The 25792-nt window shown below is 70.0% G+C and carries 26 protein-coding genes; 17 read left to right on the top strand and 9 right to left on the bottom strand.

All coding sequences use genetic code 11. The features are described 5' to 3' along the window. Positions 1–172 precede the first annotated feature (172 nt). The gene (locus ABS772_RS16245; RefSeq protein WP_238255818.1) at positions 173–718 is read right to left on the bottom strand and encodes a GcrA family cell cycle regulator; all 546 of its coding nucleotides are present in this window, start codon (positions 716–718) and stop codon (positions 173–175) included. 509 nt (positions 719–1227) lie between these two features. On the opposite strand from ABS772_RS16245, the gene ABS772_RS16240 reads away from it, so the two are divergent. The 3 genes from ABS772_RS16240 (at position 1228) to ABS772_RS16230 (ending at position 3565) form a co-directional block, all read left to right on the top strand. After that, the gene (locus ABS772_RS16240; protein WP_350395862.1) at positions 1228–2106 is read left to right on the top strand and encodes a cell envelope integrity EipB family protein; all 879 of its coding nucleotides are present in this window, start codon (positions 1228–1230) and stop codon (positions 2104–2106) included. 96 nt (positions 2107–2202) lie between these two features. Beyond that, positions 2203–2973, top strand: coding sequence for a potassium channel family protein (locus ABS772_RS16235; RefSeq protein ID WP_350395861.1), 771 nt, complete (start codon positions 2203–2205; stop codon positions 2971–2973). A 64-nt stretch (positions 2974–3037) separates the two neighbouring features. After that, positions 3038–3565, top strand: coding sequence for a DUF421 domain-containing protein (locus ABS772_RS16230; RefSeq protein ID WP_350395860.1), 528 nt, complete (start codon positions 3038–3040; stop codon positions 3563–3565). A 229-nt stretch (positions 3566–3794) separates the two neighbouring features. On the opposite strand, the gene ABS772_RS16225 is transcribed toward ABS772_RS16230, so the two are convergent. Beyond that, the gene (locus ABS772_RS16225) at positions 3795–5093 is read right to left on the bottom strand and encodes a DNA polymerase IV (RefSeq protein WP_350395859.1); all 1299 of its coding nucleotides are present in this window, start codon (positions 5091–5093) and stop codon (positions 3795–3797) included. Positions 5094–5151: 58 nt separating this feature from the next. Between ABS772_RS16225 and ABS772_RS16220 the strand changes: the two genes are divergently transcribed. After that, positions 5152–5961, top strand: a complete 810-nt coding sequence (locus ABS772_RS16220) for a cobalt-precorrin-6A reductase (protein ID WP_350395858.1) — start codon at positions 5152–5154, stop codon at positions 5959–5961. A 71-nt stretch (positions 5962–6032) separates the two neighbouring features. Next, positions 6033–7490: a cobyric acid synthase gene (locus ABS772_RS16215; protein WP_350395857.1), complete on the top strand. Its 1458-nt coding sequence runs from the start codon at positions 6033–6035 to the stop codon at positions 7488–7490. A 207-nt stretch (positions 7491–7697) separates the two neighbouring features. Here ABS772_RS16215 and ABS772_RS16210 read toward each other — a convergent pair whose 3' ends face one another. Both ABS772_RS16210 and cbiB read right to left on the bottom strand, forming a co-directional pair. Further along, complete coding sequence (locus ABS772_RS16210; RefSeq protein ID WP_350395856.1) at positions 7698–8816, bottom strand: DUF3616 domain-containing protein; 1119 nt, start codon at positions 8814–8816, stop codon at positions 7698–7700. 73 nt (positions 8817–8889) lie between these two features. Further along, entirely contained in the window at positions 8890–9888 is a 999-nt protein-coding gene (gene cbiB / locus ABS772_RS16205) for an adenosylcobinamide-phosphate synthase CbiB (protein ID WP_350395855.1), read from the bottom strand. Positions 9889–9905: 17 nt separating this feature from the next. On the opposite strand from cbiB, the gene cobD reads away from it, so the two are divergent. Then, positions 9906–10916: a threonine-phosphate decarboxylase CobD gene (gene cobD, locus ABS772_RS16200; RefSeq protein ID WP_350395854.1), complete on the top strand. Its 1011-nt coding sequence runs from the start codon at positions 9906–9908 to the stop codon at positions 10914–10916. On the opposite strand, the gene ABS772_RS16195 is transcribed toward cobD, so the two are convergent. After that, a complete protein-coding gene (locus tag ABS772_RS16195) occupies positions 10909–12105 on the bottom strand; it encodes an MFS transporter (RefSeq protein ID WP_350395853.1) in 1197 nt (398 codons plus the stop codon). The genes cobD and ABS772_RS16195 overlap by 8 nt on opposite strands. 263 nt (positions 12106–12368) lie before the next feature. Between ABS772_RS16195 and ABS772_RS16190 the strand changes: the two genes are divergently transcribed. The 3 genes from ABS772_RS16190 (at position 12369) to ABS772_RS16180 (ending at position 14772) form a co-directional block, all read left to right on the top strand. Beyond that, a complete protein-coding gene (locus tag ABS772_RS16190; protein ID WP_238257502.1) occupies positions 12369–12572 on the top strand; it encodes a hypothetical protein in 204 nt (67 codons plus the stop codon). Positions 12573–12767: 195 nt separating this feature from the next. Continuing rightward, positions 12768–14177 carry a malonyl-CoA decarboxylase gene (locus tag ABS772_RS16185; protein WP_238257501.1) on the top strand — a complete coding sequence of 470 codons (1410 nt, stop codon included), beginning with the start codon at positions 12768–12770 and terminating at the stop codon, positions 14175–14177. A 238-nt stretch (positions 14178–14415) separates the two neighbouring features. Continuing rightward, on the top strand, positions 14416–14772 hold the full coding sequence (locus ABS772_RS16180) for a CsbD family protein (protein WP_238257500.1): 357 nt from the start codon (positions 14416–14418) through the stop codon (positions 14770–14772). Positions 14773–14819: 47 nt separating this feature from the next. On the opposite strand, the gene ABS772_RS16175 is transcribed toward ABS772_RS16180, so the two are convergent. From ABS772_RS16175 to ABS772_RS16165, 3 genes are all read right to left on the bottom strand, one after another. Further along, complete coding sequence (locus tag ABS772_RS16175) at positions 14820–15605, bottom strand: 3-hydroxybutyrate dehydrogenase (protein WP_238257499.1); 786 nt, start codon at positions 15603–15605, stop codon at positions 14820–14822. Between the two features lie 27 nt (positions 15606–15632). Further along, positions 15633–16376, bottom strand: a complete 744-nt coding sequence (locus ABS772_RS16170) for an acetoacetate decarboxylase (RefSeq protein ID WP_350395852.1) — start codon at positions 16374–16376, stop codon at positions 15633–15635. Between the two features lie 65 nt (positions 16377–16441). Further along, entirely contained in the window at positions 16442–17566 is a 1125-nt protein-coding gene (locus tag ABS772_RS16165; RefSeq protein ID WP_350395851.1) for a patatin-like phospholipase family protein, read from the bottom strand. Positions 17567–17759: 193 nt separating this feature from the next. Between ABS772_RS16165 and ABS772_RS16160 the strand changes: the two genes are divergently transcribed. The 7 genes from ABS772_RS16160 (at position 17760) to ABS772_RS16130 (ending at position 23584) form a co-directional block, all read left to right on the top strand. Next, entirely contained in the window at positions 17760–18713 is a 954-nt protein-coding gene (locus tag ABS772_RS16160; protein ID WP_350395988.1) for an acetyl-CoA carboxylase carboxyltransferase subunit alpha, read from the top strand. Further along, positions 18710–19435 carry a DUF1796 family putative cysteine peptidase gene (locus tag ABS772_RS16155; RefSeq protein ID WP_350395850.1) on the top strand — a complete coding sequence of 242 codons (726 nt, stop codon included), beginning with the start codon at positions 18710–18712 and terminating at the stop codon, positions 19433–19435. The genes ABS772_RS16160 and ABS772_RS16155 overlap by 4 nt, the downstream gene beginning before the upstream one ends. Positions 19436–19583: 148 nt before the next feature. Further along, positions 19584–20984 (top strand): murein L,D-transpeptidase family protein, encoded by a 1401-nt coding sequence (locus ABS772_RS16150; RefSeq protein ID WP_350395849.1) that lies wholly within the window; start codon positions 19584–19586, stop codon positions 20982–20984. A 161-nt stretch (positions 20985–21145) separates the two neighbouring features. Beyond that, the gene (gene ppk2 / locus ABS772_RS16145; protein WP_350395848.1) at positions 21146–22036 is read left to right on the top strand and encodes a polyphosphate kinase 2; all 891 of its coding nucleotides are present in this window, start codon (positions 21146–21148) and stop codon (positions 22034–22036) included. A gap of 244 nt (positions 22037–22280) precedes the next feature. After that, positions 22281–22673 carry a 50S ribosomal protein L19 gene (rplS, locus tag ABS772_RS16140; RefSeq protein ID WP_238257412.1) on the top strand — a complete coding sequence of 131 codons (393 nt, stop codon included), beginning with the start codon at positions 22281–22283 and terminating at the stop codon, positions 22671–22673. Positions 22674–22817: 144 nt separating this feature from the next. After that, positions 22818–23192, top strand: a complete 375-nt coding sequence (locus tag ABS772_RS16135; protein WP_350395847.1) for a nucleotidyltransferase domain-containing protein — start codon at positions 22818–22820, stop codon at positions 23190–23192. After that, positions 23189–23584, top strand: a complete 396-nt coding sequence (locus tag ABS772_RS16130; RefSeq protein WP_350395846.1) for a HEPN domain-containing protein — start codon at positions 23189–23191, stop codon at positions 23582–23584. Before ABS772_RS16135 ends, ABS772_RS16130 begins: the two co-directional genes overlap by 4 nt. Positions 23585–23668: 84 nt before the next feature. On the opposite strand, the gene ABS772_RS16125 is transcribed toward ABS772_RS16130, so the two are convergent. Beyond that, on the bottom strand, positions 23669–24865 hold the full coding sequence (locus tag ABS772_RS16125; RefSeq protein ID WP_350395845.1) for a lytic murein transglycosylase: 1197 nt from the start codon (positions 24863–24865) through the stop codon (positions 23669–23671). Between the two features lie 286 nt (positions 24866–25151). On the opposite strand from ABS772_RS16125, the gene rpsD reads away from it, so the two are divergent. Next, positions 25152–25769, top strand: a complete 618-nt coding sequence (rpsD, locus tag ABS772_RS16120) for a 30S ribosomal protein S4 (protein ID WP_238257416.1) — start codon at positions 25152–25154, stop codon at positions 25767–25769. Positions 25770–25792 lie beyond the last annotated feature (23 nt).

Below are 25792 nucleotides of genomic sequence, written 5' to 3'. Positions count from 1 at the left end.
CGGGCCTCTCGGCTGACGGGACGTGCGTCCGATGTCATCCGTTTGATCGTTCTGGTCTCCCGCCCGTCACTGCGAGGCGAAGCCGTGGCAATCCAGGGCTCCGCACGATCCGGAGGGGTCGCGCGCTCGATCGCGCGGCGTCCGAAGTCGCCGCGCGGCGGCCCCAAAGGCTTTAGCGGAAACCGGCGACGCGGCGGTCGCGCTTGCGCTCGGCCGCCGGCTGATAGGCGACCTGCGCGTGCTGGGTGCAGTAGGGCAGGCCCGTGATCGCGCGAGCGCCGCAGAAGCGGAATTCCGGCGAGGTCGGATCGCCCATCGGCCAGCGGCACATGGAGTCGCGCAGGTCCATGATGGTGACCCGCTCGGAGACGGCGAGCGCCACCGGCTCCGGGGCGGCCTTCGGCGGGAGCGGAAAGTCCGGTGCCGGGCGGTGCGCGACGATCGCCGGCGGCTCGGGCAGCGTCGGCTCCTCGGCGACGATCACCGTCTCCAATGCGACCTCGGCGCTCAGGTCCTCCTTGCGGCGAGCCTGAGCCCCGCCCGGGCCGATCGGCTTGACGCGGCCCGCGAGCCCGAGGCGGTGGACCTTGCCGATGACGGCATTGCGGGAGACGCCGCCGATCTGGAGGGCGATCTGGCTGGCACTCAAACCATCGTCCCACAAGCGGCGAAGCAGCTCGACGCGTTCATCCGTCCAGCTCGGGACCGCTTCCGTCATTGCCCCCTCCACGTCGACACGTCCTTTGAACGCAAAACCGACCGACCGCGCAGCGTCACCGCCGCGAAGAGCGGCAACGGGCATCGCCAGGGCCCGCGATCCGGCCCTGCACATGTCGGTTAACAGACGCCAAAGCTGTCGTTGGCGACGCTGTGGAGACTACAGGACAGCTCGGCCGCGGAGCAAGGGTCAGCGCGTTTCACGGGTCGGTTTCCACCGCCAATCCGATTCCGTCGGCGGCGGCTCGGATCCGTCCCGGCGGCATGACAACCGATTTGGCCGAGATCCCTTAACACCTTGCGTAAAATTGCTCTTTTTCGAAACGTACGATCACGCGTGGCCGGCCCCGACGGACCCTTCGAGCGAGCGAACCGGCGGTGACGGCGACGCCGCCTGCGCTCGGATCGCCGCCGAAAAAGATTGTCCGGGCAGGCGCGATGACTATGTGACGGGCGGCATCCACCGGTCCTGCGCCTGTGGACAACCCCTAGCGGACCTTGGGAGATCGCATGCGACTGCGCCTCGCGCCGGCCCTGTTCCTTCTCGCCGCGATGCCCGGCGTCGCGCTGGCCGCCGGGCCGGCCGCTCCGGTTCCCGACGAGGCGGCGATCCGGCTCACCAACCACCGGGCGGTCTATGACCTGTCGCTGGCGCGCTCCACCGGGACGCGGGCGGTCGAGGGCGTGCGCGGCCGCATCGTCATCGATTTCTCGGGCGACGCCTGCCGCGGCTACACCATGCAGACGCGGCAGGTGACGCTGCTCAATTCCGGCGAGTCCGGCGACCGCACCTCGGATCTGCGCAGCACCACGTTCGAGAACGGCGACGGCAAGAGCTTCCGCTTCCGCACCACGACCATCCTCAACAACGTGCCGTCACCGGCGGTGGACGGGACTGCGGAGGCGGGCGACCCGTTCAAGGTGAAGCTCAAGGAGCCCAAGCGCGACCAGTTCCAGGTCGAAGGGCCGGTGCTGTTCCCGATCCACCACATGATCCGCCTGATCGAGGCGGCGAAGGCCGGCGAGACCACGGTCTCGGCCAAGGTCTTCGACGGTTCGGATGACGGGCGCAAGGTCTACGACACGCTGGCCATCATCGGCCGGCCGAGCGCGGCGCCCGCTTCCGACACCGAGCGCGACAAGCCTCTGCGTGAGGGTGACCGTGCCGGCATGCGGCGCTGGCCGGTCACCTTGAGCTACTTCACCCCCGGAGAGGGCGAGCGGACGCCGATCTACACCCTCACTTTCGATCTCTACGAGGACGGCGTCAGCGGGCGTCTGCACCTCGATTACGGAGATTTCGCCATCGACGGCAACATGAGCCGTCTCGATCTCGCCAAGGATGATCCGAAATCCGATCCGAAGGCCGAGGCCGCCTGCCGGAAGTAGCGTCCGCCCGCCGAGGCGATCGACGGCGGATCGGGCCGAGCCCGAGAAACGTTCCTGCTGCCGGAGCCGTGAGCGGCGGCGGCAGCGTGTTGCGCGATGGCGGGCCTGAGGCAGAGTCTGCGGGAACTCTACGAGGGAAGCAGCGACCGCGCGCATCGCTTCCGCTACGGCCTGCTCGCCTTCGACCTCGCCACGCTCCTGTTCATCATCGTCTCCTCGTTCCTGCCTCGCCCGCCGCTGATCGAGGGGATCGACGTCCTGATCGGTGCGGCGGTCGCCGCCGACTTCCTGTCTCGGCTGGCGATCTGTCCGCGACCGGTTCGCGAGTTCCTGCGACCGACGACCTGGGCGGACGTGGCGGCGATCGCCTCCTTCCTGGCCCCGATCGTCGGCGAGGGCGCCGGCTTCCTGCGCATCCTGCGCACGCTGCGGCTGCTGCGGACCTACCAGCTGCTCGACCGGATGCGGGAGGATTTCCCGTTCTTCCGCCGCAACGAGGACGTGATCATCGCGGTGGTGAACCTCGCGGTGTTCATCTTCATCATGACGAGCCTCGTCTACGCGACCCAGCACGGCTCGAACCCGAACATCGGCAACTACGTCGACGCGCTGTACTTCACCGTGACCTCGCTCACGACGACGGGCTACGGCGACGTCACCCTGCAGGGCACCGGCGGTCGCCTGATCTCGGTCGTGGTGATGATCTGCGGCGTCACGCTCTTCCTACGCCTCGCCCAGGTCCTGTTCCGCCCCTACAAGGTGCGCTTCCCCTGTCCCGCCTGCGGCCTGCAGCGGCACGAGCCGGACGCGGTGCACTGCAAGGCCTGCGGCACCCTGCTCAACATTCCCGACGAGGGCGCGGATTGAGCCGCATCGGCGCAGGGCCGCGACGCGTTCCCGATTGAAACGACCGATCGCGGCGGAGGACCGGATGCCCGACTGGCGAGCGCTGTTCGTACCGGAGCACTCCCTCGTGGAGATCGCCCTGCGCGGCACGGTGATGTACCTCGCGCTCTTCCTCATCATGCGCTTCGTGATGCAGCGCCAGGCCGGTGCGGTGAGCCTCGCCGACCTGCTCGTCATCGTGCTGATCGCCGACGTCTCGCAGAACGCCTTCTCCAACGAGTACAAGTCGCTGACGGAGGGCATCCTGCTGGTGCTGACGATCGTCGGGTGGAATTACGGCATCGACCGGCTCGCCTTCCGCTTCCCCGCCTTCGAACGCTTCATCACGCCGAAGCGGCTCCCCCTCGTCGCCGACGGCCGTATCTGCTGGCGGAACATGCGCCGCGAGATGATCACGCACGCGGAACTCATGAGCCAGCTCCGCCTACAGGGAATCGACGACCCGGCCCTCGTCCGGCTCGCCTCGCTGGAGGGCGACGGCAGCATCAGCGTGATCCGCCGTGACGGCGAGGAGACCCCCCCTGGGCCGGAGGACCGCCGGGAGCCGGTCTGATACCGTGTCTGGTTGATCGCTTCGGTTCGTCCCCAACCCCCGTCATTCCGGGGCCGCGCAGCGGAACCCGGGATCCACCCGTGATGCGCGGCTGGAATATGGCGTTCAGGCCAGTTGTGGATTGCACGCCTCCGGCGCGCCCCTTCGGGTCCGGGTTCGCCTTCGGCGCCCCGGAATGACGGGAAGTGGCACGAAGAAATCAACCGGAAACCGTATGAGGCGACGGACCCTAGACCCCGGGTTTGGCCGGCTCCGCCCGACGCCGCTCCGGCTCGCCGGTGAAGACGAGACCGCGCTGGATCGCGGCGCTGCCGAACTTTTCCCGCACCCGGTCGAGCGCCGCCTCCCGCCGCGCGACGCGCTCGATCCCCTGGTCGGCGAGGTCGCCCCGATCGGCGTGAATCGCGCCGCAGAGGTCGCCGCCGCCGATGCCGATCAGGCGGAACGGCGTGCCGTCGCAGGCGGCGCGCAGCATCGGCTCGCCCTCGTGGAAGAGGCGGTCGGCGAGCTGCGTCGGCTTGAGGCCGCCGCGGGTGCGGGTGCGCAGCCGGAAGCGCGCGTCCTTCAGCTTCAGCGTCACGCTGCCGGCGGCGAGTTCCGCCCGCTTCAGCCGCCCCGAGACCTTCTCGCACAGCCGCCACAGGATCGGCCGCAGATCCTCGAACCGGGCGAGGTCGGTCGAGAAGGTCGTCTCGGCCGAGACGCTCTTGGCCTCGCGGGTGGGACGGACCGGCCGTCCGTCCCGCCCGGCGGCGAGGGCGAGGAGGCGTAGGGCGTCCCGGCCGAGCGCCGCCTGCAGCCGCGCCGGATCGGCCCGCCCGATATCCCCGACGCGATGGATGTTGAGGCCGGCCAGACGGTTGCGGGCGCTCTCGCCGATGCCCGGCAGGATGCCGACAGGCTTGTCGGCGAGGAAGGCGGCGGCCTCTTCGCCGGCGATGATCGAGAAGCCGCGGGGCTTGTCGAGGTCGGAGGCGATCTTGGCCAGGAACTTGTTGGCCGAGAGGCCCACCGACACGGTGATGCCGACCTCCGCCTCGACCCGCGCGGCGAAGCGGGCGAGCGTCAGGGCCGGGCTGGTGCCGTGGAGACGCTCGGTGCCGGAAAGGTCGAGGAACGCCTCGTCGATGGAGACGGGCTCGACCAGCGGGGTCAGCGCCAGCATCATCGCCCGCACCTCGCGCCCGACGCGGGCGTACTTCTCCATGTCGGGCCGCAGCACGGTGGCGTCGGGGCAGCGCTTGAGCGCCTCGAACATCGGCATCGCCGAGCGCACGCCGGAGATCCGCGCGAGGTAGCAGGCGGTGGAGACGACGCCGCGCCGGCCCCCGCCGATGATGAGCGGCTTGTCCCGCAGGGAGGGGTCGTCGCGCTTCTCGATCGCCGCGTAGAAGGCGTCGCAATCGACGTGGGCGATGCTCAGCGCGTCGCGGGCGGGGTGGGCGAGCAGGCGCGGCGAGCCGCAGCCGCGGCAGCGCAAGGCGCCCTCGGCTTGCATCGTCAGGCAATCGCGGCAGAAGGGTCTCACGTCGAAAACCTTGCCCGGAACCGTGCCGGGCCGATCGCGGGCGAGACGGATTGTACGAATGTCTGGAGCCGCCGACCAGGGTCCGCCCGCGCCCCATCCCAAGCCGAATGCGACCCGCGTCCTGATTCTCGGCGGCACGACCGAGGCGAGCGCCCTCGCCGCCCTGCTGGCCCGAGAAACGGATGTCTCGGTGACCCTGTCGCTGGCCGGCCGCACCGCCGCGCCGCGGCCCGAGCCGGTGCCGATGCGCGTCGGCGGGTTCGGCGGCGCGGAGGGGCTGGCGCACTGGCTCGCCGGGAACGGCATCGAGGCGGTCATCGACGCGACCCATCCCTTCGCCGCGCGAATCTCGGCCAATGCGGCCGCGGCCTGCCGGGCCGGCGGCGTGCCGCTGCTCGCTGTGCGCCGTCCGGCCTGGGAGCGGCAGCCCGGCGACGACTGGACCGAGACCGACAGCGTTCCGGCCTGCCTCGACGCGCTCGGGCCCGCGCCGCGAAGGGTCTTTCTCACCATCGGCCGGCAGGAGCTGTCCGCCTTCGCCCGCGCGCCGCAGCACGCCTACCTGGTGCGCACCATCGAGCCGGTCGGCGATGCGCTGCCGGTGCCGAACCTCGTGACCGTCAGCGCTCGCGGCCCCTTCACGCTCGCGGACGAGACCCGCTTCATGCGCGAGGCCGGGATCGAGGTGCTGGTGACCAAGAATTCCGGCGGCGCGGCAACCTATCCGAAGATCGAGGCGGCGCGGGCGCTGGGCGTGTCCGTGGTCATCGTCGCCCGCCCTGCCCTGCCGGACATCCCCGCCGTCCCCGACGCCGCGGGTGCAATCCGCTGGCTGAAGACCGGCCTCGATCGAAGCGGCCCGGCATAGATCCGGCTCGACGCGGCCCGGTGCCGATGCCATGGCAGGGACATGCCCGCGCCCGAAACGAGGAACCGTCCATGACCCGCGCCCTGATGCTCCAGGGGACCGGGTCCGATGTCGGCAAGTCGCTTCTGGTGGCGGGGCTCGCCCGCGCCTTCACCCGGCGCGGTCTGACGGTGCGCCCCTTCAAGCCGCAGAACATGTCGAACAACGCCGCCGTCACCGCCGACGGCGGCGAGATCGGCCGCGCCCAGGCGCTCCAGGCCCGCGCCGCGCGGGTCGCGCCCTCCGTCCACATGAACCCGGTGCTGCTCAAGCCCCAGAGCGAGGTCGGCGCGCAGGTGGTGGTGCAGGGCCACATGATCGGCACCGCCAAGGCGCGCGAGTATCAATCGTGGAAGCCGCGCCTGATGGAATCCGTGCTTGACAGCTTCGAGCGGCTGCGCGCGGAGGCCGACATCGTGCTCGTGGAGGGCGCGGGCTCGCCGGCGGAGGTGAACCTGCGCCGGGGCGACATCGCCAATATGGGCTTTGCCCGGGCCACGGGGACGCCGGTGGTGCTCGTCGGCGACATCGACCGGGGCGGCGTCATCGCCAGCCTCGTCGGCACGCAGGCGGTGCTGGAGCCCGACGACGCGGCGATGATCCGCGGCTTCATCGTCAACCGCTTCCGCGGCGACCCGACGCTGTTTTCCGACGGCATGGCCCTGATCGCCGGGCGCACGGGCTGGTCGCCGTTCGGCCTCGTGCCGTTCTTTCCCGATGCCGCCCGCCTGCCGCCGGAGGACGCTGTGGCGCTCGATGCCCCGCCGATCCGCCGCGACGGCGCCGGGCCGCTGATCGCAGTCCTGCAATTTCCCCACATCGCCAATTTCGACGACCTCGACCCGCTGCGGCAGGAGCCCGGCCTGCGCGTCGTCTTCGTGCCGCCGGGTGCGCCGATCCCGGCGGAGGCGGACCTCATCGTCCTGCCGGGCTCGAAGACCACGATCGACGACCTCGACTGTCTCCGCGCGCAGGGGTGGGACGTCGATATCCGCGCGCATCTGCGCCGCGGCCGGCGGGTGCTGGGCCTGTGCGGCGGCTACCAGATGCTCGGGCGCTCCATCGCCGACCCGCTGGGCATCGAGGGCGCCCCCCGCGACCTGCCGGGTCTCGGTCTGCTCGACGTCGAGACGGTGATGACGGGTGAGAAGCGTCTCGTCGCGGTCACCGGCACGACGCGCGCGGATGGCGCGCCATTCTCCGGCTACGAGATGCATGTCGGCGACACGACCGGGCCGGACACCGCCCGGCCGCTGCTGCACTTTTCCGACGGCCGGGCCGACGGGGCGGTCTCGCGCGACGGTCTCGTCGCCGGCACCTACGTCCACGGCCTGTTCGCCGACGACCGCCAGCGCGCCGCCTGGCTCGCCCGGCTCGGCGCCGCGCCGAGCCTCACCCGCTACGAGGCCGGCATCGAAGAGGTGCTCGACCGCTTCGCCGACCATCTCGAGACGCATCTCGACTGCGACGGGCTGCTGCGCCTGCGTTGAGAGCCGTACGTCATACGGTTTCCGGCTGATCGGTTCAGACCCAACCACCGTCATTCCGGGGCGCCGCAGGCAAACCCGGACCCGAAGGGGCGCGCCGGAGGCGTGCAATCCACGACTGGCCGCAACGCATCACACAGCCGCGCATCACGGGTGGATCCCGGGTTCCGCAACGCGGCCCCGGGATGACGGGAAGCAGCACCGACGCGATCAATCGGAAACGGCGTCACGCTCGGACATCAGCTTGGCCGGCACCTTGTAGGCGCGCGCTCCGCCATTCCTCAGGCTGTCGAAGAGCACCAGCACGCGGTTGCGGCCGATCGCGGTGACCGCCTCGGGCTTGCCGGCGCGCTCGGCATCATCGAGCTCGTCCAGTTCTCCGAGGAGCTGCGGATCGCCACTCTTGCTCGGATCGAACAGGAAGAGCTTGGAGGCGACCTTGGGCTGCTCCTGGGCCGGCCCGGTGAGCACCAGCAGGCGCCCACCATCGAGCGCCGCGAGATCGCGGATGCCGGCATCCTTGCCGACCTTGATCGGGATCGTCCGCCTCTTCCCCTGATAGGGGCCCTGCCCGTCGGCAAACAGGGCATCGACATCGGCCTCGACGAGAAAGGCTTCTCCGTCCACCGCGGGCGCGCGCAGGCCGGCATAGAGACGGTCGTTTACTACGGCGATGCCCTCGATGTTGAGGCCGTTCGACTCGGTCAGGCTTTCGAGAAAGGACGCCCCCACCCGGTCCGCTCCCGCCAGCACCTCGCCGAGGCGGTAGGTGGTCTCGACGGCGGCCTCCGGCTCGTCGTCATCCTCCACGTCGGGCTTGCCCTGCCCATCGACACGGATGCGGGCGAGGATCATCGCCGAGGTACTGAGCGTGTCCTTCCTGCGGCCGCAGCCATGCGAGCCGACGACATAGAAGTACGGCTTGGCATAGGCGACGCCCTCGCCGTCGAACTCCTTGAACTTCGCGGGGCTCTTGTCCGGGCATTGCTTGCCGGCGAACACCGCTCCGCGCGTCGCCGGGTCCGGCGTCTTGCCGATGAGATTAATCGTCTTCTTGGGCTCGATGCTGCGGTCGTCGATCGTCAGGAACTGGGCCTTGCGGCCCTCGTCGTTCACGACCAGGCACCGCCGCTTGCCCGAATCGCGAAGGATGCAGGCGATGCCGCTAACGTCGTAGGCGGCCTCGCCGTCCTTCTTGCCTGAGCCCTTCAAGTCTTCCTTAACGGTATAGGGCTGACCCTCTGGCTCCAGGATCGTGTCCTTGGCTTCCACCGAAGTCAATCCAGCTCCGAAGATCAACGCAAGACAGATGCCGTTGACGAAGCGCATGGCCGCAGTCTCCTGTCTATTCCGGATAACGTGCTATTGACCTTTCGAGTATCGATGCGATCGTCGACTGTTTTCAAAATACGTAGAGCCAAATCCCGGTTCCGGCAACGACGATTGTGAACAGCAGCGCGCAGGCCGTCCGGTAAAGCTTCAGCGCGCGCACGATGTCGTCGGGGCCGGCCTCCGCCCGTCCGTCGCCCATCCAGGCATCCTCGACGCGGGTGGCGCCGTAGATGCGCGGACCGGCCAGCCTCAGGCCGAGGGCGCCCGCCATCGCCGACTCGGGCCAGCCGGCGTTCGGCGAACGGTGGAGCCCTGCATCGCGGCGGATCGCCCGCCACGCGCCCGAAGCGGAGACGTCCCGGCTCAAGGCGGCGGACACGACCAGCAGCAGGGCGGTGAGCCGCGAGGCCGGCAGGTTGACGAGATCGTCGAGCCGGGCGGAGGCCCAGCCGAACGCCTCGTAACGGGGGGTGCGGTGGCCGACCATGCTGTCGGCGGTGTTGATCGCCTTGTAGAGCGCGCCGCCGGTGAGGCCGCCGGCACCGATCCAGAAGGCCGGCGCGACGATGCCGTCGGAAAAGTTTTCCGCCAGGCTCTCGATCGCCGCCCGGCACACCGCCGCCTCGTCGAGGCTGTTGGGGTTGCGCCCGACGATCATCGAGACGGCGGCGCGACCGCCGGGAAGCCCCTCGGTGCGCAGGGCGGCGGAGACGCGCCGGACGTGGATGAAGAGGCTGCGCTGCGCCGGCAGGCTCGCGGCGAGGACGGCGAGGAGCAGCAGGCCGGTCCCGTGGCCCGCGAGCGCGGCGAGGCCGGTCAGGGCGAGCGTGACGGCGGCGGTGGCCGCGAGCAGGAGCGCCAGCGCCAGGACGCCGCCGAGCCGGCGCGCGGCGGCGCTGCCGCGGTTCAGCCCGCGCTCCAGCGCCCCGATCAGCCGGCCGATCCAGGTGACAGGGTGGCCGAGCGCCCTGTAGAGGCGGTCCGGATAGCCCGCCACGGCCTCGATCAGCAGGGCGAGCGCCAGGATGCCGAGGGTGTCGGGCGGATGGGTCAGGGCAGTCCAGGGCATCGTGGGTGCGGGGCGGGATGGACGGAGACGGGGTGCCGGAGAACGGTTCGAGTGACGCGATCGCGCATGGCGGGATTCTCCATGGCGGCGATCTCGACGCGGCCCGTCGGCTGTTTCCGGACGCGCCCGAGCCGTGGCTCGACCTCTCGACCGGCATCAACCCGGTGCCCTATCCGCTGCCGCCGCTCATTGCCAGTGCCCTGCACCGCCTGCCCTCACCCGGCGACCTCGCCCGGCTCAAAACCGCGGCATCGGCGGCCTACGGCGCACCGGGGCCGGACCACGTCGTCGCCGCACCCGGCACGCAGATCCTGATCGAGACCCTGCCCCGGCTCCTGCCGCCCGCCCGCGTGGCGGTGGTCGGGCCGACCTATGCCGAGCACGCCGCCGCCTGGGCGCGCTCCGGCCACACGGTACGGATGGTGGACGACCCGGCCGAGGCCGGAGGCGCCGAGGTTCTGGTCGCGGTGAGCCCCAACAATCCCGACGGGCGCGTCTTCACGGCCGCCGCGCTGACGCGCGCGGCTGATGGCGGCCTCGTCGTGCTCGATCAGGCTTTCGCCGACCTCGAGCCCGTGGAGGCGGCCTCGCCGGGACCTGGCCTTGTGATCCTGCGCTCCTTCGGCAAGACCTACGGGCTCGCCGGCCTCAGGCTCGGCTTCGCGCTCGCCGAGCCGGCCCTGGCGCGGCGCATCGAGACCGCGCTCGGCCCCTGGGCCGTCTCGGGTCCGGCCATCGCCGCCGGCCTCGCGGCGCTGCCGGACGCCGCGTGGCGCCGCGAGGCCGCCGAATCGCGGGCGCGGGACGCGGCCCGCCTCGACCGGATGATCGGGCGGGCCGGCGGACGGATCGTCGGCGGGACGGCCCTTTTTCGCACGGCGGATTTTTCTGACGGGCCCGGATTGTTCCGGGCGCTCGGCGCGGCCGGGATCTACGTGCGGCGCTTCGCGGAGGCGCCGGAGCGTCTGCGCTTCGGCCTGCCCCCCGACAAGGCGGCGTGGTGCCGCCTCTCGCGGGTGCTCAGGTAGGCCGGGGCCTGCCGCCGAGCCAGGACACGGCGAGCGCGGCGAGGGCGAAGGCGCCGCCGACGGCGCAGACGCCGGGCCAGCCCGCGAGCAGGAAGGCGCGCGAGCCGAGGAAGGCGCCGGCCGCCCCGCCGATGAAGACGGCGGTGAACAGCACGGTGTTGATGCGTCCCCGCGCGCCCGGCGCGAGGGCGTAGGCGCGGGTCTGGTTGGCGATCAGCGCGCCGTTGATGCCGATATCGAGGAGCAGGACGCCCGCGGCGATGGCGACCAGCGACACCTGTCCGGCGAGCGCCAGCACCGCGAAGGCCGCCGCGACGAGGACGCTGCCGGCGATCACCACCGGCCGGGCGCCGCGCCGGTCGCTGTAGCGGCCGGAATGCGGGGCGATCAGCGCCCCCGCGACGCCGATGACGCCGAACAGGCCCGCCCCCGCCGCCGTCAGATCGAAGGGCGGGGCCTCGACGAGGAGGGCCAGCGTCGCCCAGAAGGCGTTGAAGCTCGCGAACAGCAGCGCCTGCGACAGGCTGGCGTTCCGCAGGATCGGTTGGCTGCGCACAAGATGCAGCAGCGAGGTCATCAGCGCGCGGTAGCGCAGCCGCCGCGTCGGCGCGGTGCGCGGCAGGGTTCGGAGCGCCACCCCCGCCATGGCGATGGCCAGGCCGGCGGCGGCGAAGAACACCGCGCGCCAGCCGAAATGCGCGCCGACAAATCCGCTCGCGGTGCGGGCGAGCAGGATGCCGGAGAGCAGGCCCGTCATCACCCCGCCGACGATGCGGCCCCGGCTCGCATCGGGCGCCAGTTCGGCGGCGAAGGGTACCGCCTGCTGCGCGGCGCAGGCGAGCACGCCGATGACGAGGCTCGCCGCCGCGAGCACGGCGAGGTTCGGGCTGAGCGCCGCGGCGACCAGCGCGACGGCGAGCCCGAGCAGCTGCCACACGATGAGGTCGCGCCGCGGCAGCGCATCGCCCAGCGGCACGAGGAACAGGATGCCGAGACCGTAGCCGACGAGGCTGGCGGTCGGCACGAGCAGCGCCGCCCGCTCGCCGAACTCGGCGACCAGAACCGCCAGCAGCGGCTGATTGTAGTAGATGTTGGCGACCGCACCGCCCGCGATCAGGGTGAGCCCGAACCGGGTCGTGGGCGGGATGGCGCGCGAATCGCTCGCGTCGCGATTTGAAGCAGGCGGCATGGACCGCCCCTTACGGCAGGCGGCGGCCGGAATGCCAGCCCCCGGTGCCCCGAGAGCTCTGCGACTGCCGCGCGGCAGAGTGTCCGTTTCCGTTCAGGTTCCCGGCGGTAGCATACCTCCGCCGCCACACCTATATGGTGGGTCGTACGGAGAAAGGCACAGCCTTTGCAGCGGCTTGGAAGGGCCGGCAGTTGCGGATGGGTGCGAGATGGCGCACATCTTCTGCGAGCGCCTGGCAGCCGCTTCAACATAAGGAGTCGTGTATGCCGAACTACCGCGTCCATTTCGCGAAGCAGATCCTGGGGGTGCCCTTCACGGTCGGCTTCGTGGAGATCGCCCGCGCCCGCGATCCGGAGCGCGCCCTGAGGGCCGCGGAGATCCGCTTCGCCCGCTCGCGCGGCGTGACCGATTGGCGGGAGCGGGCCGATACGGTGGATCTCGCACCGCAGGCGGAAGCGGAGCTCTGAGGCACGGGGTCGGCTCCGGCCGGCCGACACGGGTCGCGGCGTCCCGCGACGCCGCCCGGGATCGCATCATCGGCAAGGTTCGAAGCACGGTTGCCATGTCCCGCACGTCTGGCGCCGACGGGGCGTAAGCCCTAGGTTCCGGCAACAGCCGAGCCTGCACGGGTCGGCTCGGCAGATCCAAGGGCTTGTTCGGTCATGGCGGCGATCTCGTTCCTCGGTGATCTCATCCAGACCATCAGCGACCGGGGCCGCGATCTCATCGGCCTGACGCGCACCGACCTGGCGCGGACGGCCAACCCGGCCGATCTCGCCCGTCTGTGCGAGGACCTGATCTCCCGTCGAGGCGAAGCCTCCGGGGTGGCGCTGGCCCGGCTGATCCTCGATCGCTACGCCGCCTTCCCGCTGGACGAGCGGCTCGCCTTCCTCGAACTCGTCGCGACCGAATTCGGCGCCGACCACGCCGCGGTCGATGCGGCCATCGCCGCCTACCGGGCCGAGCCGACGCGGGCGCGCCTCGGCCTGCTGCACGAGGCCGCCGAGCCCCGCTCGCAGGAACTGATCCGACGCCTCAACCTCGCCCGTGGCGGCACCCTGGCGCTCGTGCGCATGCGCGAGGACCTGTTCGCCCTGCGAAAGCGCTTGAAGGAGCGGGGCGCCGCACCGGAGACGGTCGACGCCGCGGCGAGCCTCGACAGCGATTTCGAGCACCTGTTCGCCTCGTGGTTCAACCGGGGCTTCCTGGTGCTGCGCCCCATCGACTGGTCGACGCCGGCCCACATCCTGGAAAAGATCATCCGCTACGAGGCGGTCCACGAGATCGCCGATTGGGACGAGCTGCGCCGCCGCATCGAACCGACGGACCGGCGCTGCTTCGCCTTCTTCCATCCGGCCCTGCTCGACGAGCCGCTGATCTTCGTCGAGGTGGCGCTCTCCAACGCCATCGCTCCGGCGATCCAGCCGATCCTGGCCGACGGGCGCGAGCCGGTGCCGGCGCGCAGTGCCACGACCGCGATCTTCTACTCGATCTCGAATTGCCAGAAGGGGTTGGCCGGGGTCACCTTCGGCAACTTCCTCATCAAGCAGGTGGTCGAGGATCTCGCCCGCGAGATCCCCTCGCTGAAGACCTTCGTCACCCTCTCGCCGGTTCCCGGCTTCCGCACCTGGCTCGACCGCGAGCGCGGCGCCGACGCGCCGCAGGGGCTGACCCGGGAGGACGTCGAGACGCTGCGGCTGCTCGACACCGAGGATTGGCGCGGCGACAAGGCGACCTGCGAGGCCGTGCGGCGGGCGATGCTGCCGGCGGCGGCGGCCTACTTCCTGCGCGCCAAGAACGAGAAGGGCCGCCCCCTCGATCCGGTCGCCCGCTTCCATCTCGGCAACGGAGCGCGGCTGGAGCGGATGAACTTCCTCGGCGACACCTCGAAGAAGGGCCTGAAGCAGTCCTACGGGCTGATGGTGAACTACCTCTACGACCTGTCGGCGATTGAGAAGAACCACGAGACCTACGTCAATCTCGGCACCGTCGCGACCTCCTCGGCGGTCAGCCGCGAGTTGCGCTCGAACCTGCCGCCGCCGCGGGCGGTGGTGCTGGCCGAGGCGGGGTAGAGCGCATGCCGACGAAGTGATCGCCGGTTCGTCGAGCGACTGCTCGTCAAAACACCGCCTTGCTGACACCGGTCCCCTGCAATCAGGTCGGATACGGCTCACGTCGGCGATTCGTTCGGGACAAAGCGCCCCGCTTTTTCGCTGCGGCGCGGGACCGATCCTGTCCTCGCACGTTCTCCTGACCGACGCCCGTCCGAAACTCGCAAGGGGCGGGCGAGGGAAGAACAGGAGTTCCGCCATGGTTGACACGGATCGCGTCGTCGGTGCCGCGAAGGATTTCGGCGGCCGGGCGCAGGGCGCGGTGGGCGATGCGCTCGGCTCGGACCGGGATTCGATGGAGGGCCGTTATCGGGAGGCCGAGGGCCGGGCACAGCGCATCTACGGTCAGGCGAAGGATGCCGTGCGCGACATCGCCGACGACGTCAGTGATTACGCCGAGGATGCCTACGGCCGCGTCAGCCGCCACGGCGGCACCTATCTGCGCGACGGGCGCGAGCGGGTCGAGACCCAGGTCGGCGAGAACCCGTTCCTCGCGCTGCTGATCGCCGGGGCGGTCGGCTACGGCCTCGCCCTGCTGCTGCATTCGCGCCGCTGAGCGGGCACGGGAGCGCGGCATCGGCCGCGCCCCGCATTCGGGCGGCGCTACTGCGCCGTCCAGCCGCCATCCATGGCGAGGTTGGCGCCGGTGATCTGGCTGGCGCCGTCCGAGCACAGGAACACGGCGAGCGCCGCCACCTGATCGACGGTCACGAACTCCTTGGTCGGCTGCGCCGCGAGCAGGACGTTCTCGATCACCTGCTCCTTGGTCAGCCCGCGCGCCTTCATCGTGTCCGGGATCTGGCTCTCGACCAGCGGCGTCCAGACGTAGCCCGGCGAGATGCAGTTCACGGTGATGCCGTGGGTGGCGAGTTCGAGCGCCGCCGTCTTGGTGAGGCCGACGATCCCGTGCTTGGCCGCGACGTAGGCCGACTTGAAGGGCGAGGCGACCATCGAGTGCGCCGAGGCCGTGTTGATGACCCGGCCCCAGCCCTTCGCCTTCATGTGCGGCACGGCCGCGCGCAGGGTGTGGAAGGCGGAGGACAGGTTGAGCGCGATGATCTGGTCCCACTTCTCGACCGGGAATTCCTCGATCGGCGAGACGAACTGCACGCCCGCATTGTTCACGAGGATGTCGACGCCGCCGAAGCTGTCGGTCGAGAGGGCGATCAGGCCGGCGATCGCGTCGGGCTTCGTGAGGTCGGCGGGGGAATAGACCGCGCGGACGCCGAACTCCGCCTCGATCGTCGTGCGCGTCGCCTCGATCTCGTCGGGCTTGCCGAAACCGTTGAGGACGACGTCCGCCCCCTCCCGCGCGAAGGCGCGGGCGATGGCGAGCCCGATGCCGCTGGTGGAGCCGGTGACGACGGCGCTCCTGCCTTTCAGGGTCATGGTCGGTCCTCCTGATGGTGCCTGCGGTCAGGCGAGGTAGTCGTGCAGGACTTGCCCGAAGGGCAGCGTGAAGTCGACGATCATGTGCCGCGCCCCGACGATGCGGCGCACCGGCAGGTCCGCGACGCGGCAATTGACGTGCGGGATGAGGTCGAGCCGGCCCTCGCCGTCCCAGGCACCGTGGACGGTGATGTCCTCGAGCCGGTAGCCGACGAGCTGCGCGATCTTGGGGCCGCCGTCGACGTCCGGGATCAGCTTGAGATTGACGTTGAGCTTGGCCAGGCCTTCCTTCACCCGCGGAAGGTCGCCGTTCAGGCTCTTGTGCTTGTAGGTCATGGTGCCCATCGCGACCCGCTCCTCGTCATAGTAGAGCGTGCCGGTCAGGGTGTCCTTGCGCAGTTCGAGCCGCGGCTGGCCCCACTTCTTGGGAAAGCCCCAGATCTCGCGGCCGGCGGTGATCGGCGGCTCGTCGTCGAGATACATCTGGATCGAGAAGTTGCAGGGCTCGCCGTGATAGGTGGCGAGCGCCCCCGTGCCGCTCTCTTGGTAATCGCCGAAGCCGGAGGAATCCGGCATCTTCATCCATTCGTAGAACACGAGATTGTCGGGATGTGGCTCGAGCGGCTCGGGAAGCGCCCGGCGCAGGGCAACCGGGTCGGTCTCGTAGGTGATGATCAGGTATTCGCGGCGCACGAAGCGGTAGGGCCCGCGCGGGTAGCTCGGGCTGAACGGCGGCATCGACGTGGCCTGGAGGATGTCGTCGCGCGTCATGGTCTCGCACTCCCCTGGGTGAAGTCTCGCGGGCCGTCGCCAAGTGCACTCGGGCGGAGGTCGCCTCAGTCGCGGGCGTCGCGGGTCAGGTCGAAGACGGCCACGCCCGCATCCGTATGCGTGCGTTCGAGCCAGGCGCGGTGACGCAGCGAGCGCCGCACGTCGTGGCGGCCGGCGGCCCAGTGCTCCAGCATCGTCATCCGGGAGAACTCGTAGTCCTTCGAGTTGCCCTCGTAGCTCTTGCGGCGGTGAACGAGCTGCATCACCGTCAGGAAGTTCTCGTGCGCCATCCGGCGCAGGAAGCTGACGTTCTCGTCGTCGGCGAAGTCCGGCGGCAGCCTCTGCATCAGGTTGCGCAGGGCGATCTTGGCGCGGCGGATCTCGACGTTCTTGTCGGTGTTGAGCCGCGTCCGGCTCGAATAGCGGATGTCCTTCTCGCGCTCCGCCGCCTCGATCAGGGTGCGCGGCATAGGCCCGGAGGCGGCGAAGAGATCGACCTGGAAGATCATCAGGTCGCGCTGGCGCTCGGTGTCGAGGACGTAGTCGAGCGGCGTGTTCGAGACGAGGCCGCCGTCCCAGTAGAATTCGCCGTCGATCTCGACGGGCGGGAAGCCCGGCGGCAAGGCGCCGGAGGCCATGACGTGCTCCGGGACGATCTGGTCGCGGCGGTTGTCGAAATAGACGAAGTTGCCGGTCCGCACGTTGACCGCGCCGACGCTGAAGCGGACCGGACCGTGGTTGAGGAGGTCGAAATCGACGTGCCGCTCCAGCGTGCCCTTCAGCGCGGCGGTGTCGTAGAGGCTCAGCGCCTCGCGGGCGCCCGCCGGGTAGAACGCCGCCGGGGGCGAGCGCGGCGTGAAGAAGCCCGGCACGCCGAAGGCCGCGGCCCAGTTGGCGGAGAACTCGTTGAAGGCGGTCCGGGCCTGATCCCCGGGGATCCAGGACGATCCGGTCACGCCGGACGTCACCTGGTTCCAGAAGCTGCGCAGGCGCTCGACCCGGCGCTCGGGCGGGTTTCCGGCGATCAGCGCGGCGTTGATGGCGCCGATCGAGATCCCGGCGACCCAATCGATCCCGATACCGCCCTCGGCAAGAGCCTCGTAGACGCCGGCCTGATAGGAGCCCAGGGCGCCCCCGCCCTGCAGCACCAGCACCGAGGTCTCACCGGAGGGGTAGAGATTGCTGTTCACCGGCGACTCGCGTTCAAGCTCGGCCGCGAACCTGCCCCGGCCGGATGACGCCTCGAAGGCTTTGCCGTGACGGTTGCGTTACGCCTGTCCGGTTGACTCCGCCCGCTCACTTCCCCAACACCGCCCGGCCTGCGGCGACCGGATGACCCGCGCACCGCTCCACGAGGTTCTGGACCCACGATCGATGGCGGTGATGCGCTCCTATCTCGACTTCGAGAAGCCCGTCGCGGAACTCGAGGCGAAGCTCGAGGAACTCAAGGCGCTGGGCCAGCGCGACGGCGCCGTCTCGATCAGCGAGGAGGTCGGGCGCCTGGAGGCGAAGGCCGCGCAGGCGCTCGCCGAGATCTACGCCGCCCTCACCCCCTGGCAGAAGACGCAGGTCGCCCGCCACCCGCAGCGGCCGCATTTCGTCGATTACTGTGCCGGCCTCATCGAAGAATTCACGCCGCTGGCCGGCGATCGCAGCTTCGGCGAGGACGAGGCGATCCTCGGCGGCTTCGGGCGCTTCCGCGGCCGCCCGGTCTGCGTGATCGGCCAGGAGAAGGGCGCGACCACCGAGGCGCGGCTGCGGCACAATTTCGGCATGGCCCGGCCCGAGGGCTACCGCAAGGCGGTGCGCCTGATGGAGACCGCCGACCGCTTCGGCCTTCCGGTCCTCGCCTTCGTCGACACCGCCGGCGCCTTCCCCGGCATCGAGGCCGAGGAGCGCGGCCAGGCCGAGGCCATCGCCCGCTCCACGGAAGCCTGCCTCGCGCTGGGCGTGCCGAACGTCGCCATCGTCATCGGCGAGGGCGGCTCGGGCGGCGCCATCGCGATCGCCACCGCCAACACGGTGCTGATGCTGGAACACGCGATCTACAGCGTCATCTCGCCGGAGGGCGCCGCCTCGATCCTGTGGCGCGACCAGGGTCGCGCGCACGATGCCGCGACCGCCATGAAGATTACCGCGCAGGATCTGCTGCGGCTCGGCATCATCGACGCGATCGTCCCGGAAGCCACCGGCGGCGCCCACCGCGACCGTCCGGCGGCACTCGACGCGGCCGGCGAGGCGATCGCCCGCGCGCTCGCGGAGTTCGACGGCCTCGGCCGCGACGAGATTCGCGACCGGCGCGCCCAGAAATTCCTCGATATCGGCCGCAAGCTGTGAAGCGCGGGCTCGGCGCGGGCCTGCTCGATGGCCTGCGCCGCCTCGGACGCCGCGACACCCGCGAGCCCGGCCCGGTCAACCACATCTCGCTCGGCAGCCACTGCCACACCGCGCAGATCCTGAAGGGGTTGGGCCTGCGCACGTGGTCGGGGCCCTTCGACTGGATCTTCTCCTCGCCGGGCATGGTCCGCGACTGCCTCGCCGACGATTTCTCGGAGCTCCTCGACCGGCGCCACTACGAGAGCACGCCGCTCCCCGAGCGCCGGGCGCACGACGAGACCCGCTGCCGCCATCGCCTCTACCGCGACCGGCACGCGATTCCCTTCGTGTTCAACCACCACGACCCGGCGACCAGCGACGCGGATTACCGCTTCCTGCAGGAGGGCGTGCGGCGGCTGCGCGCGGCGCTCGACCGACCCGGCGCGCGCAACCGCTTCTACCTGATGACCGCCCTCCCCACCGACGCGGCGACGGTGGGAGCGATCCGCGACGCGCTGGCGGCGCGGGCGCAAGCGCGGAGCGCCGACAACCACCTCACGGTGCTGCAATTGCATCAGGGGGAGCGCCATGCCGCCGCCCTGCTCGCGCAGGAGCCGCACCTCGATTGGATCCGGGTCGAGGTCCGCTCCTCCTCGGTCGGCCTCCGCTTCGCCGACCCGGCCGATGACGCCTTCGTGAAGGAGCGGGTGCGGGAGGCCGGGCGCGTTTCCCTGGAACCGTGACCGTCCTGCAACGCCTATCCACAAAGTGGATAGACGCATTGCGGTAAGCTCCAGGTAAGCTTAGCGAGGCTATTGGGTTCGGGGAGTGACGTCCGCAAAAGGGCCGAGAGGTGCCCTGCGGGCAAGGACACGTGAGGACGGGTTCCCCATGGCTGTGCGTCCGTTCGTGGCGGCTGCTGCCGTCGCCCTGGCGATGACCCTCGGCGCCTGTCAGGACAGCGCCATGCTCGGCGGCGCCTCGACCCGCAGCCTGACTCCGATTCCGCCCCAGACGGTCGCGCTCATGCAGACCAAGGGCATGAGCCAATCCGACCCGATCCTGATCCGCGCCTTCAAGAAGGAAGCGGAGATGGAGGTGTGGAAGCGCGGATCGAACGGCCAGTACGCGCTGCTGAAGACCTTCCCGATCTGCCGCTGGTCGGGCCAGCTCGGCCCCAAGCTCAAGCAGGGCGACCGGCAGGCGCCGGAGGGTTTCTACGCGATCACGCCGGGTCAGATGAACCCGAATTCGAGCTACTACCTGTCCTTCGACGTCGGCTACCCGAACGCCATCGACCGGGCCAAGGGCGGTACCGGCAACTACATCATGGTGCACGGCACCTGCTCGTCGTCGGGCTGCTTCGCCATGACCGACGCCTCGATGGCCGAGATCTACGCCATCGCCCGCGAGGCCTTCAACGGCGGCCAGCGCGCCTTCCAGTTCCAGTCCTACCCGTTCCGGATGACGGCGTCGAACATCGCCAAGTTCCGCAACGATCCCAACGCGCCGTTCTGGAAGAACCTCAAGGAGGGTTCGGACTATTTCGAGACCCTCAAGGAGGAGCCGCGGGTTGCGGCCTGCGGCACCAAGTACGTGTTCGGCGGGGCCGACGTGGCGGCGGGCAATTGCACGCCCCGGGTCGATCCGCTGGTGGCCGAGAAGCGCGACCGCGACAGCCACGAGGTCGCCGAACTGATCGCCAAGGGCACCCCCGCGACCCGCGTCGTCTACGACGACGGCGGCCAGAACCCGGTCTTCCGGCCGCAGGCGCCGCAGACCACCTTCGCGAGCCTGACCGAGTTCGACAAGGAGAAGGACAAGGACAAGGAGCTCGCCTACACCGCCAAGGAATACGGCCGCTATCACCTCGGCGAGGTCAGCCGGCCGGAAAGCCTCGCGCTCGGGCCGAACGAGTTCGAGGTCGATGCCAAGGGCAAGCCCGTCCTCGTCGCGGCAGCCCCCGCCGACGCGCCCGGCCCGACCAAGGCCGCCGCCGCCCGCAAGGAGCGCGAGAAGCCGACCACGGTCCTGGCCGCGCAGGAGCCGGCCAAGGCGGCGGACGGCAAGGCGGGCGAGAAGCCGGCCGCGGGCAAGCCCGGGGGTAAGCCGCACCGGATCGCCGTGGCCGACGCCGACGGCGACCCGAGCGCCTTCAGCAAGGTGCTGGGCCAGAAGCCGGGCAAGGACGAGAAGGCCGCCGAGGCGACCAAGACCGAGGCGTCCAAGACGAAGCCTGCTGCCGCGAAGCCGCACGCCGCGGTGACGACCACCGGTTCCGTGCGGAACTGAGAGCGTCATCCGGAGCCGGCCGAAGCGCGGCTCTTCCGGACGGTCCGGCCGTCCGGTCGCCGCGCGGTCCGGAACGGTCTCTCGGTGCGGCGCTTTCGCCGCTCTGTCACATGAGGGTGCTCTAAGCGGCGGGTACGACCCGACGACCGGACCGAGCCCCCATGCGCGACGACAACCGCCCGCAAGCCAGCGATTTCGAAGCGATCCGCCGCGAACTGGCCGACAGCTACGACGAGGAGCTGGAGCTCAGTTTCGACGAGGACCATGACGACGGGGATGCGCCGCCGCGCCGCGTCTACTTCCGCGAGCTGCTCCGGCTCCAGCACGAACTGGTCCGCCTGCAGGATTGGGTGAAGAACGAGGGCCTGCGGGTCGTCGTGATCTTCGAGGGCCGCGACTCGGCCGGCAAGGGCGGCGTGATCAAGCGGATCACCCAGCGCCTCAATCCTCGCATCTGCCGCGTGGCGGCGCTGCCGGCGCCGAGCGAGCGCGAGCGCAGCCAGTGGTACTTCCAGCGCTACGTCGCCCACCTGCCGGCGGCCGGCGAGATCCTGCTGTTCGACCGCTCCTGGTACAACCGCGCCGGCGTCGAGCGCGTGATGGGCTTCTGCACCGAGGCCGAGGTGGAGGAATTCTTCCGCTCGGTGCCGGAGTTCGAGCGCATGCTGGTGCGCTCGGGCATCGTCCTGCTGAAGTACTGGTTCTCGATCACCGATGCGGAGCAGGCCCTGCGCTTCCGGATGCGGATCGCCGATCCGCTCAAGCAGTGGAAGCTCTCGCCGATGGACGTCGAATCGCGCCGCCGCTGGGAGGACTACACCCGCGCCAAGGAGGACATGCTGGCGCGCACCCACATCCCCGAGGCGCCGTGGTGGGTGGTCGAGGCGGACAACAAGCGGCGCGCCCGCCTCAACTGCATCAGCCACCTGCTGGAGCAGATCCCCTACGACACCGTCAAGCACCCGCCGGTCGTGCTGCCGGACCGCGTGCGACATGCCGACTACCTCCGCGCGCCGATTCCGCGGGAGATGATCGTTCCGTCCCGCTACTGAGGCGCGGCCCGAAGGGACATCGCTCGAAGCTGTCTTGGCAGCGTCACGGCGCGCTTTTCGGGGCGCGAGCTCCGGAAAGCGTCGAGCGGAGAGGAAACCTAAGCCCGCGGAGGCGGGCACCGGCCGTCGAACCCATCGACAAAGCCGCGCGCATCGGGTACAGGCCCGGCCAACTCACAACAGGATGCCGAAATCCTGACGCCCGGCCGTGACCGGACGGGCGCTAACGGCCGGAGCGTTTCCAATGAACATCATCGAGCAGCTCGAGCGGGAAGAGATCGCCCGCCTCGCCAAGACCATTCCGGATTTCGAGCCGGGCGACACGGTCATCGTCAACGTCCGCGTGAAGGAAGGCGAGCGTACCCGCGTCCAGGCCTACGAGGGCGTCTGCATCGCCCGCAACGGCGGCGGCCTCAACGAGAGCTTCACCGTCCGCAAGATCTCCTACGGCGAGGGCGTGGAGCGCGTCTTCCCCGTGCACTCCCCGATGATCGATTCGATCAAGGTGGCCCGCCGCGGCAAGGTCCGCCGCGCCAAGCTCTACTACCTGCGCGACCGCCGCGGTAAGTCGGCCCGCATCGTCGAGCGCTCCGACCGCTCGGCGAAGGCCGAGAAGGCGCCCGCCGCCGCCGAGTGATTTGTCTTCGAGGGGCGGCTCCGCGGAGCCGCCTTCGTCGATCCGCCCGCCCCGAGACGCTCGGGGCGGGTTTTTTGTTGCCCGCTCTCATGCACATATGAGACGGACCAGTCTGTGAGGTCGGTATAGAGCGCACGTCAGACCATGTCCGATTTCGAGCCGAGCATGGAGGCGCATCGATCATCCTTTCCGGATGAAGTGACGGAGCGCGGCGTGCGCGCCTTCCTCAATCGTATCGATGGGCATTATCCCATTCGCGAGGCCTTCCTTTTCGGAAGCCGCGCCCGAGGAACGCATCGGGCTGACAGCGACGCCGATCTGGCCATCGTGCTGGAGGGCGATAGCGCCGAGCGCAGCCGTGTCTCGGGTGAGATGGCCGAGATCGCCTTCGATATCCTGATGGAGACCGGCCTGCTCGTTCAGGCGGTGCCACTATGGGAGAGTGAGTGGCGGGAGCCCGAGCGGTCTCCCAATCCGACTCTGATCGCGAGCATCCGGCGGGATGGCGTGCGCCTGTGACGGACGCTTCCGCCCTCGCCTTCATCGGCAAGGCCGAGCGGGCTTTGAAGGCGGCTCGTATCCTTTTGGAAACCGGCGATACGGAGGGGGCTTGCAACCGGGCGTATTATGCCATGTTCGACGCGGCGAGAGCCTCCCTGATGGCGACCGGTTATCACCGAGGGGGCACGACCATAAAGACGCATGCCGGAGTGATCGCGGCCTTCGGTCAAGCACTGGTGCAACCCGGCCAGGTTGACGCCGCGTTCGGTCGTGCCTTCAACCGCCTTCAAGATATTCGCGTCCGCGCCGACTACATGGCCGGGATCCCGTCCAACGACGAGGCCGAGTGGGCGCTCACACAAGCCGAAGCTTTCCTGGCAACGATGCGCGAGCGGTTCTTCGCGGATTGAAATGAGCCTGCGGTAATGGTTGCGGCGGCACGTCCCCTTCCCTTCTGCAGCGAGGGGAAGGCTCTGGCACACGCCGCGTGCCGATCACCCCCGCCGCAGCGCCTCCAGCACCTTTCCGCCCGGCCGGCCCGTCGCCGGCATGCCGAGCTGGCGCTCGACGTCCTTGATCGCCTCGCGGGTCTTGGAGCCGACCTTGCCGTCCGGCTCGCCGACATCGTAGCCGCGGGCGATCAGGCGGGTCTGCAGGTCGCGGCGCTCGGCGCGCGAGAGCGGCGGGTCGTCGGTCGGCCAGTCGGCCTGGACGCCGGGGCGCCCGCGCAGGCGGTCGGACAGCACGGCGATGGCGAGCCCGTAGGACTCGGCCGCGTTGTAGGAGTAGATCGCGTCGAAGTTCCTGGTCACGAGGAAGGCCGGGCCGTTGACGCCGGCGGGCGCCAGGATGCCGGCGGCTCCCTCCCCCGACAGCGGCTTGCCGTCGACGCGGGTGACGCCGAGCGAGGCCCAATGGCCGACGGCGTGCTTGTTCTTGCGGCCCGCCGCCGCGACGTTGAAGCCGCGCGGCAGCCGGACCTCGTAGCCCCAGGGATGCCCGTTCGACCATTTGGCGACGCGCAGGAAGTTGGCGGTGGAGGCGACCGCGTCGGCCACCGAATCGACCACGTCGCGCCGCCCGTCGCCGTCGCCGTCGACGGCGAGACGCTGATAGGTGGTGGGCATGAACTGGGTCTGGCCGAAGGCGCCGGCCCAGGATCCGGTGAGCCGCGAGGCCTCGATGTCGCCGCGCTCGATGATCTTCAGCGTCGCGATCAACTCGGTGCGGAAGAACTCGCGGCGGCGGTGACCGGAACAGGCGAGCGTCGCCAGCGACTGCACCAGCGGCATCTTGCCGAGATTCTTACCGAAATTCGACTCGACGCCCCACACGGCGGCGATGGTGTAGCGATCGACGCCGTAGCGCGCCTCGGCGTTGGCGAGCGCCTGGGCGTGCTGGCGCATGGCGGCGCGGCCGTCCTCGACCCGCTCCTCGTCCACCAGCGCCGCCATGTAGTCCCAGATCGGCGTCTTGAACTCGGGCTGCGCCTGGGAGAGCTCGATCACCTTGTCGTCGTAGGCGATGTTCGCCGTCGCCGCCCGGAAGGTCTGCGCCGAGACGCCGGCCCCCGCCGCCTGAGCCTGGATGCCGGAGAGGCAGGATTGGAAGTCCGCGCGGGCCGGGCCGGCGAGAAGGCTGCCGGTCAGCGCGAGGCCGAGGAGGCTGGCGCGGGTGGTTGGCGTCGGCATGGGTCGGCGCTCCGTCAGTGCTCGGGAATTGTCTCGCGCGATTCAGGCGATACGAGGGTTAACGAAAGGTGAGGATCGGGTGCGGCCGAGCCGCTGACCCGGTCGCGGCATTGACGGCACGGGTGTTCTCGTCTAGCACCCCGCCCGTGGACGGGGCTCCTGATCGGGGCCCCGTTCCATTTCATGCGCACCCGCGGGCGGTAACAGCCGCCCTGTCGCCCTCGCCGCTCCGGCGAAGAGGGAGAGGAGGGCGCGTTCCTCAAAAATTTGTTCCAGAGGAACAGCGATGTCAAAACGCGTCCAGGCGAAGCACAAGCTCGATCGCCGCATGGGCCAGAACATCTGGGGCCGCCCGAAGAGCCCCGTGAACCGCCGCGAGTACGGCCCCGGCCAGCACGGCCAGCGCCGCAAGGGCAAGATGAGCGACTTCGGCACGCAGCTGCGCGCCAAGCAGAAGCTCAAGGGCTACTACGGCAACATCACTGAGAAGCAGTTCCGTCGCTACTACGCCGAGGCGATCCGCCTGCGCGGCGACTCCGGCGAGAACCTGATCGGCCTGCTCGAGCGCCGCCTCGACGCCGTGGTGTACCGCTCGAAGTTCGTCGCGACCCCGTTCGCCGCGCGCCAGTTCGTCAACCACGGGCACATCAAGGTCAACGGCCGCCGGGTCAACATCCCGAGCTACCAGGTCAAGGCCGGCGACGTGATCGAGGTGAAGGAAGCCTCCCGCCAGCTCGAGATCGTGGTCGTGGCCTCGCAGCTCGCCGAGCGCGACGTGCCGGACTACATCGAGGTCGATCATCAGAAGATGACCGCCCGCGTCACCCGGATCCCGGGCCTCACCGAGGTGCCCTACCCGGTGCAGATGGAGCCGAACCTGGTCATCGAGTTCTATTCCCGCTAATTTCGTTTCGGAGCTTATCCGGA

The sequence above is a fragment of the Methylorubrum podarium genome (assembly GCF_040270385.1).
In the GTDB taxonomy this organism is placed as follows: domain Bacteria; phylum Pseudomonadota; class Alphaproteobacteria; order Rhizobiales; family Beijerinckiaceae; genus Methylobacterium; species Methylobacterium podarium.
This window is presented reverse-complemented; position numbering and strand designations above follow the sequence as displayed.

What these genes read in the sequence shown, in the direction of transcription:
- ABS772_RS16210 (WP_350395856.1), bottom strand. Translation starts at nt 8,816, where the DNA reads ATGCGCTTCGTCAACGGCATCTGTCTTGCGTTGATCTTCGGAGCTGGA.
- ABS772_RS16160 (WP_350395988.1), top strand. Translation starts at nt 17,760, where the DNA reads ATGCGCTCCTATCTCGACTTCGAGAAGCCCGTCGCGGAACTCGAGGCG.
- ABS772_RS16220 (WP_350395858.1), top strand. Translation starts at nt 5,152, where the DNA reads ATGTCTGGAGCCGCCGACCAGGGTCCGCCCGCGCCCCATCCCAAGCCG.
- ABS772_RS16235 (WP_350395861.1), top strand. Translation starts at nt 2,203, where the DNA reads ATGGCGGGCCTGAGGCAGAGTCTGCGGGAACTCTACGAGGGAAGCAGC.
- ABS772_RS16175 (WP_238257499.1), bottom strand. Translation starts at nt 15,605, where the DNA reads ATGACCCTGAAAGGCAGGAGCGCCGTCGTCACCGGCTCCACCAGCGGC.
- cbiB (WP_350395855.1), bottom strand. Translation starts at nt 9,888, where the DNA reads ATGCCCTGGACTGCCCTGACCCATCCGCCCGACACCCTCGGCATCCTG.
- ABS772_RS16195 (WP_350395853.1), bottom strand. Translation starts at nt 12,105, where the DNA reads ATGCCGCCTGCTTCAAATCGCGACGCGAGCGATTCGCGCGCCATCCCG.
- rpsD (WP_238257416.1), top strand. Translation starts at nt 25,152, where the DNA reads ATGTCAAAACGCGTCCAGGCGAAGCACAAGCTCGATCGCCGCATGGGC.
- ABS772_RS16180 (WP_238257500.1), top strand. Translation starts at nt 14,416, where the DNA reads ATGGTTGACACGGATCGCGTCGTCGGTGCCGCGAAGGATTTCGGCGGC.
- ABS772_RS16240 (WP_350395862.1), top strand. Translation starts at nt 1,228, where the DNA reads ATGCGACTGCGCCTCGCGCCGGCCCTGTTCCTTCTCGCCGCGATGCCC.
- ABS772_RS16245 (WP_238255818.1), bottom strand. Translation starts at nt 718, where the DNA reads ATGACGGAAGCGGTCCCGAGCTGGACGGATGAACGCGTCGAGCTGCTT.
- ABS772_RS16230 (WP_350395860.1), top strand. Translation starts at nt 3,038, where the DNA reads ATGCCCGACTGGCGAGCGCTGTTCGTACCGGAGCACTCCCTCGTGGAG.
- ABS772_RS16190 (WP_238257502.1), top strand. Translation starts at nt 12,369, where the DNA reads ATGCCGAACTACCGCGTCCATTTCGCGAAGCAGATCCTGGGGGTGCCC.
- ABS772_RS16170 (WP_350395852.1), bottom strand. Translation starts at nt 16,376, where the DNA reads ATGACGCGCGACGACATCCTCCAGGCCACGTCGATGCCGCCGTTCAGC.
- ppk2 (WP_350395848.1), top strand. Translation starts at nt 21,146, where the DNA reads ATGCGCGACGACAACCGCCCGCAAGCCAGCGATTTCGAAGCGATCCGC.
- cobD (WP_350395854.1), top strand. Translation starts at nt 9,906, where the DNA reads ATGGACGGAGACGGGGTGCCGGAGAACGGTTCGAGTGACGCGATCGCG.
- ABS772_RS16150 (WP_350395849.1), top strand. Translation starts at nt 19,584, where the DNA reads ATGGCTGTGCGTCCGTTCGTGGCGGCTGCTGCCGTCGCCCTGGCGATG.
- ABS772_RS16135 (WP_350395847.1), top strand. Translation starts at nt 22,818, where the DNA reads ATGTCCGATTTCGAGCCGAGCATGGAGGCGCATCGATCATCCTTTCCG.
- ABS772_RS16185 (WP_238257501.1), top strand. Translation starts at nt 12,768, where the DNA reads ATGGCGGCGATCTCGTTCCTCGGTGATCTCATCCAGACCATCAGCGAC.
- ABS772_RS16125 (WP_350395845.1), bottom strand. Translation starts at nt 24,865, where the DNA reads ATGCCGACGCCAACCACCCGCGCCAGCCTCCTCGGCCTCGCGCTGACC.
- ABS772_RS16215 (WP_350395857.1), top strand. Translation starts at nt 6,033, where the DNA reads ATGACCCGCGCCCTGATGCTCCAGGGGACCGGGTCCGATGTCGGCAAG.
- rplS (WP_238257412.1), top strand. Translation starts at nt 22,281, where the DNA reads ATGAACATCATCGAGCAGCTCGAGCGGGAAGAGATCGCCCGCCTCGCC.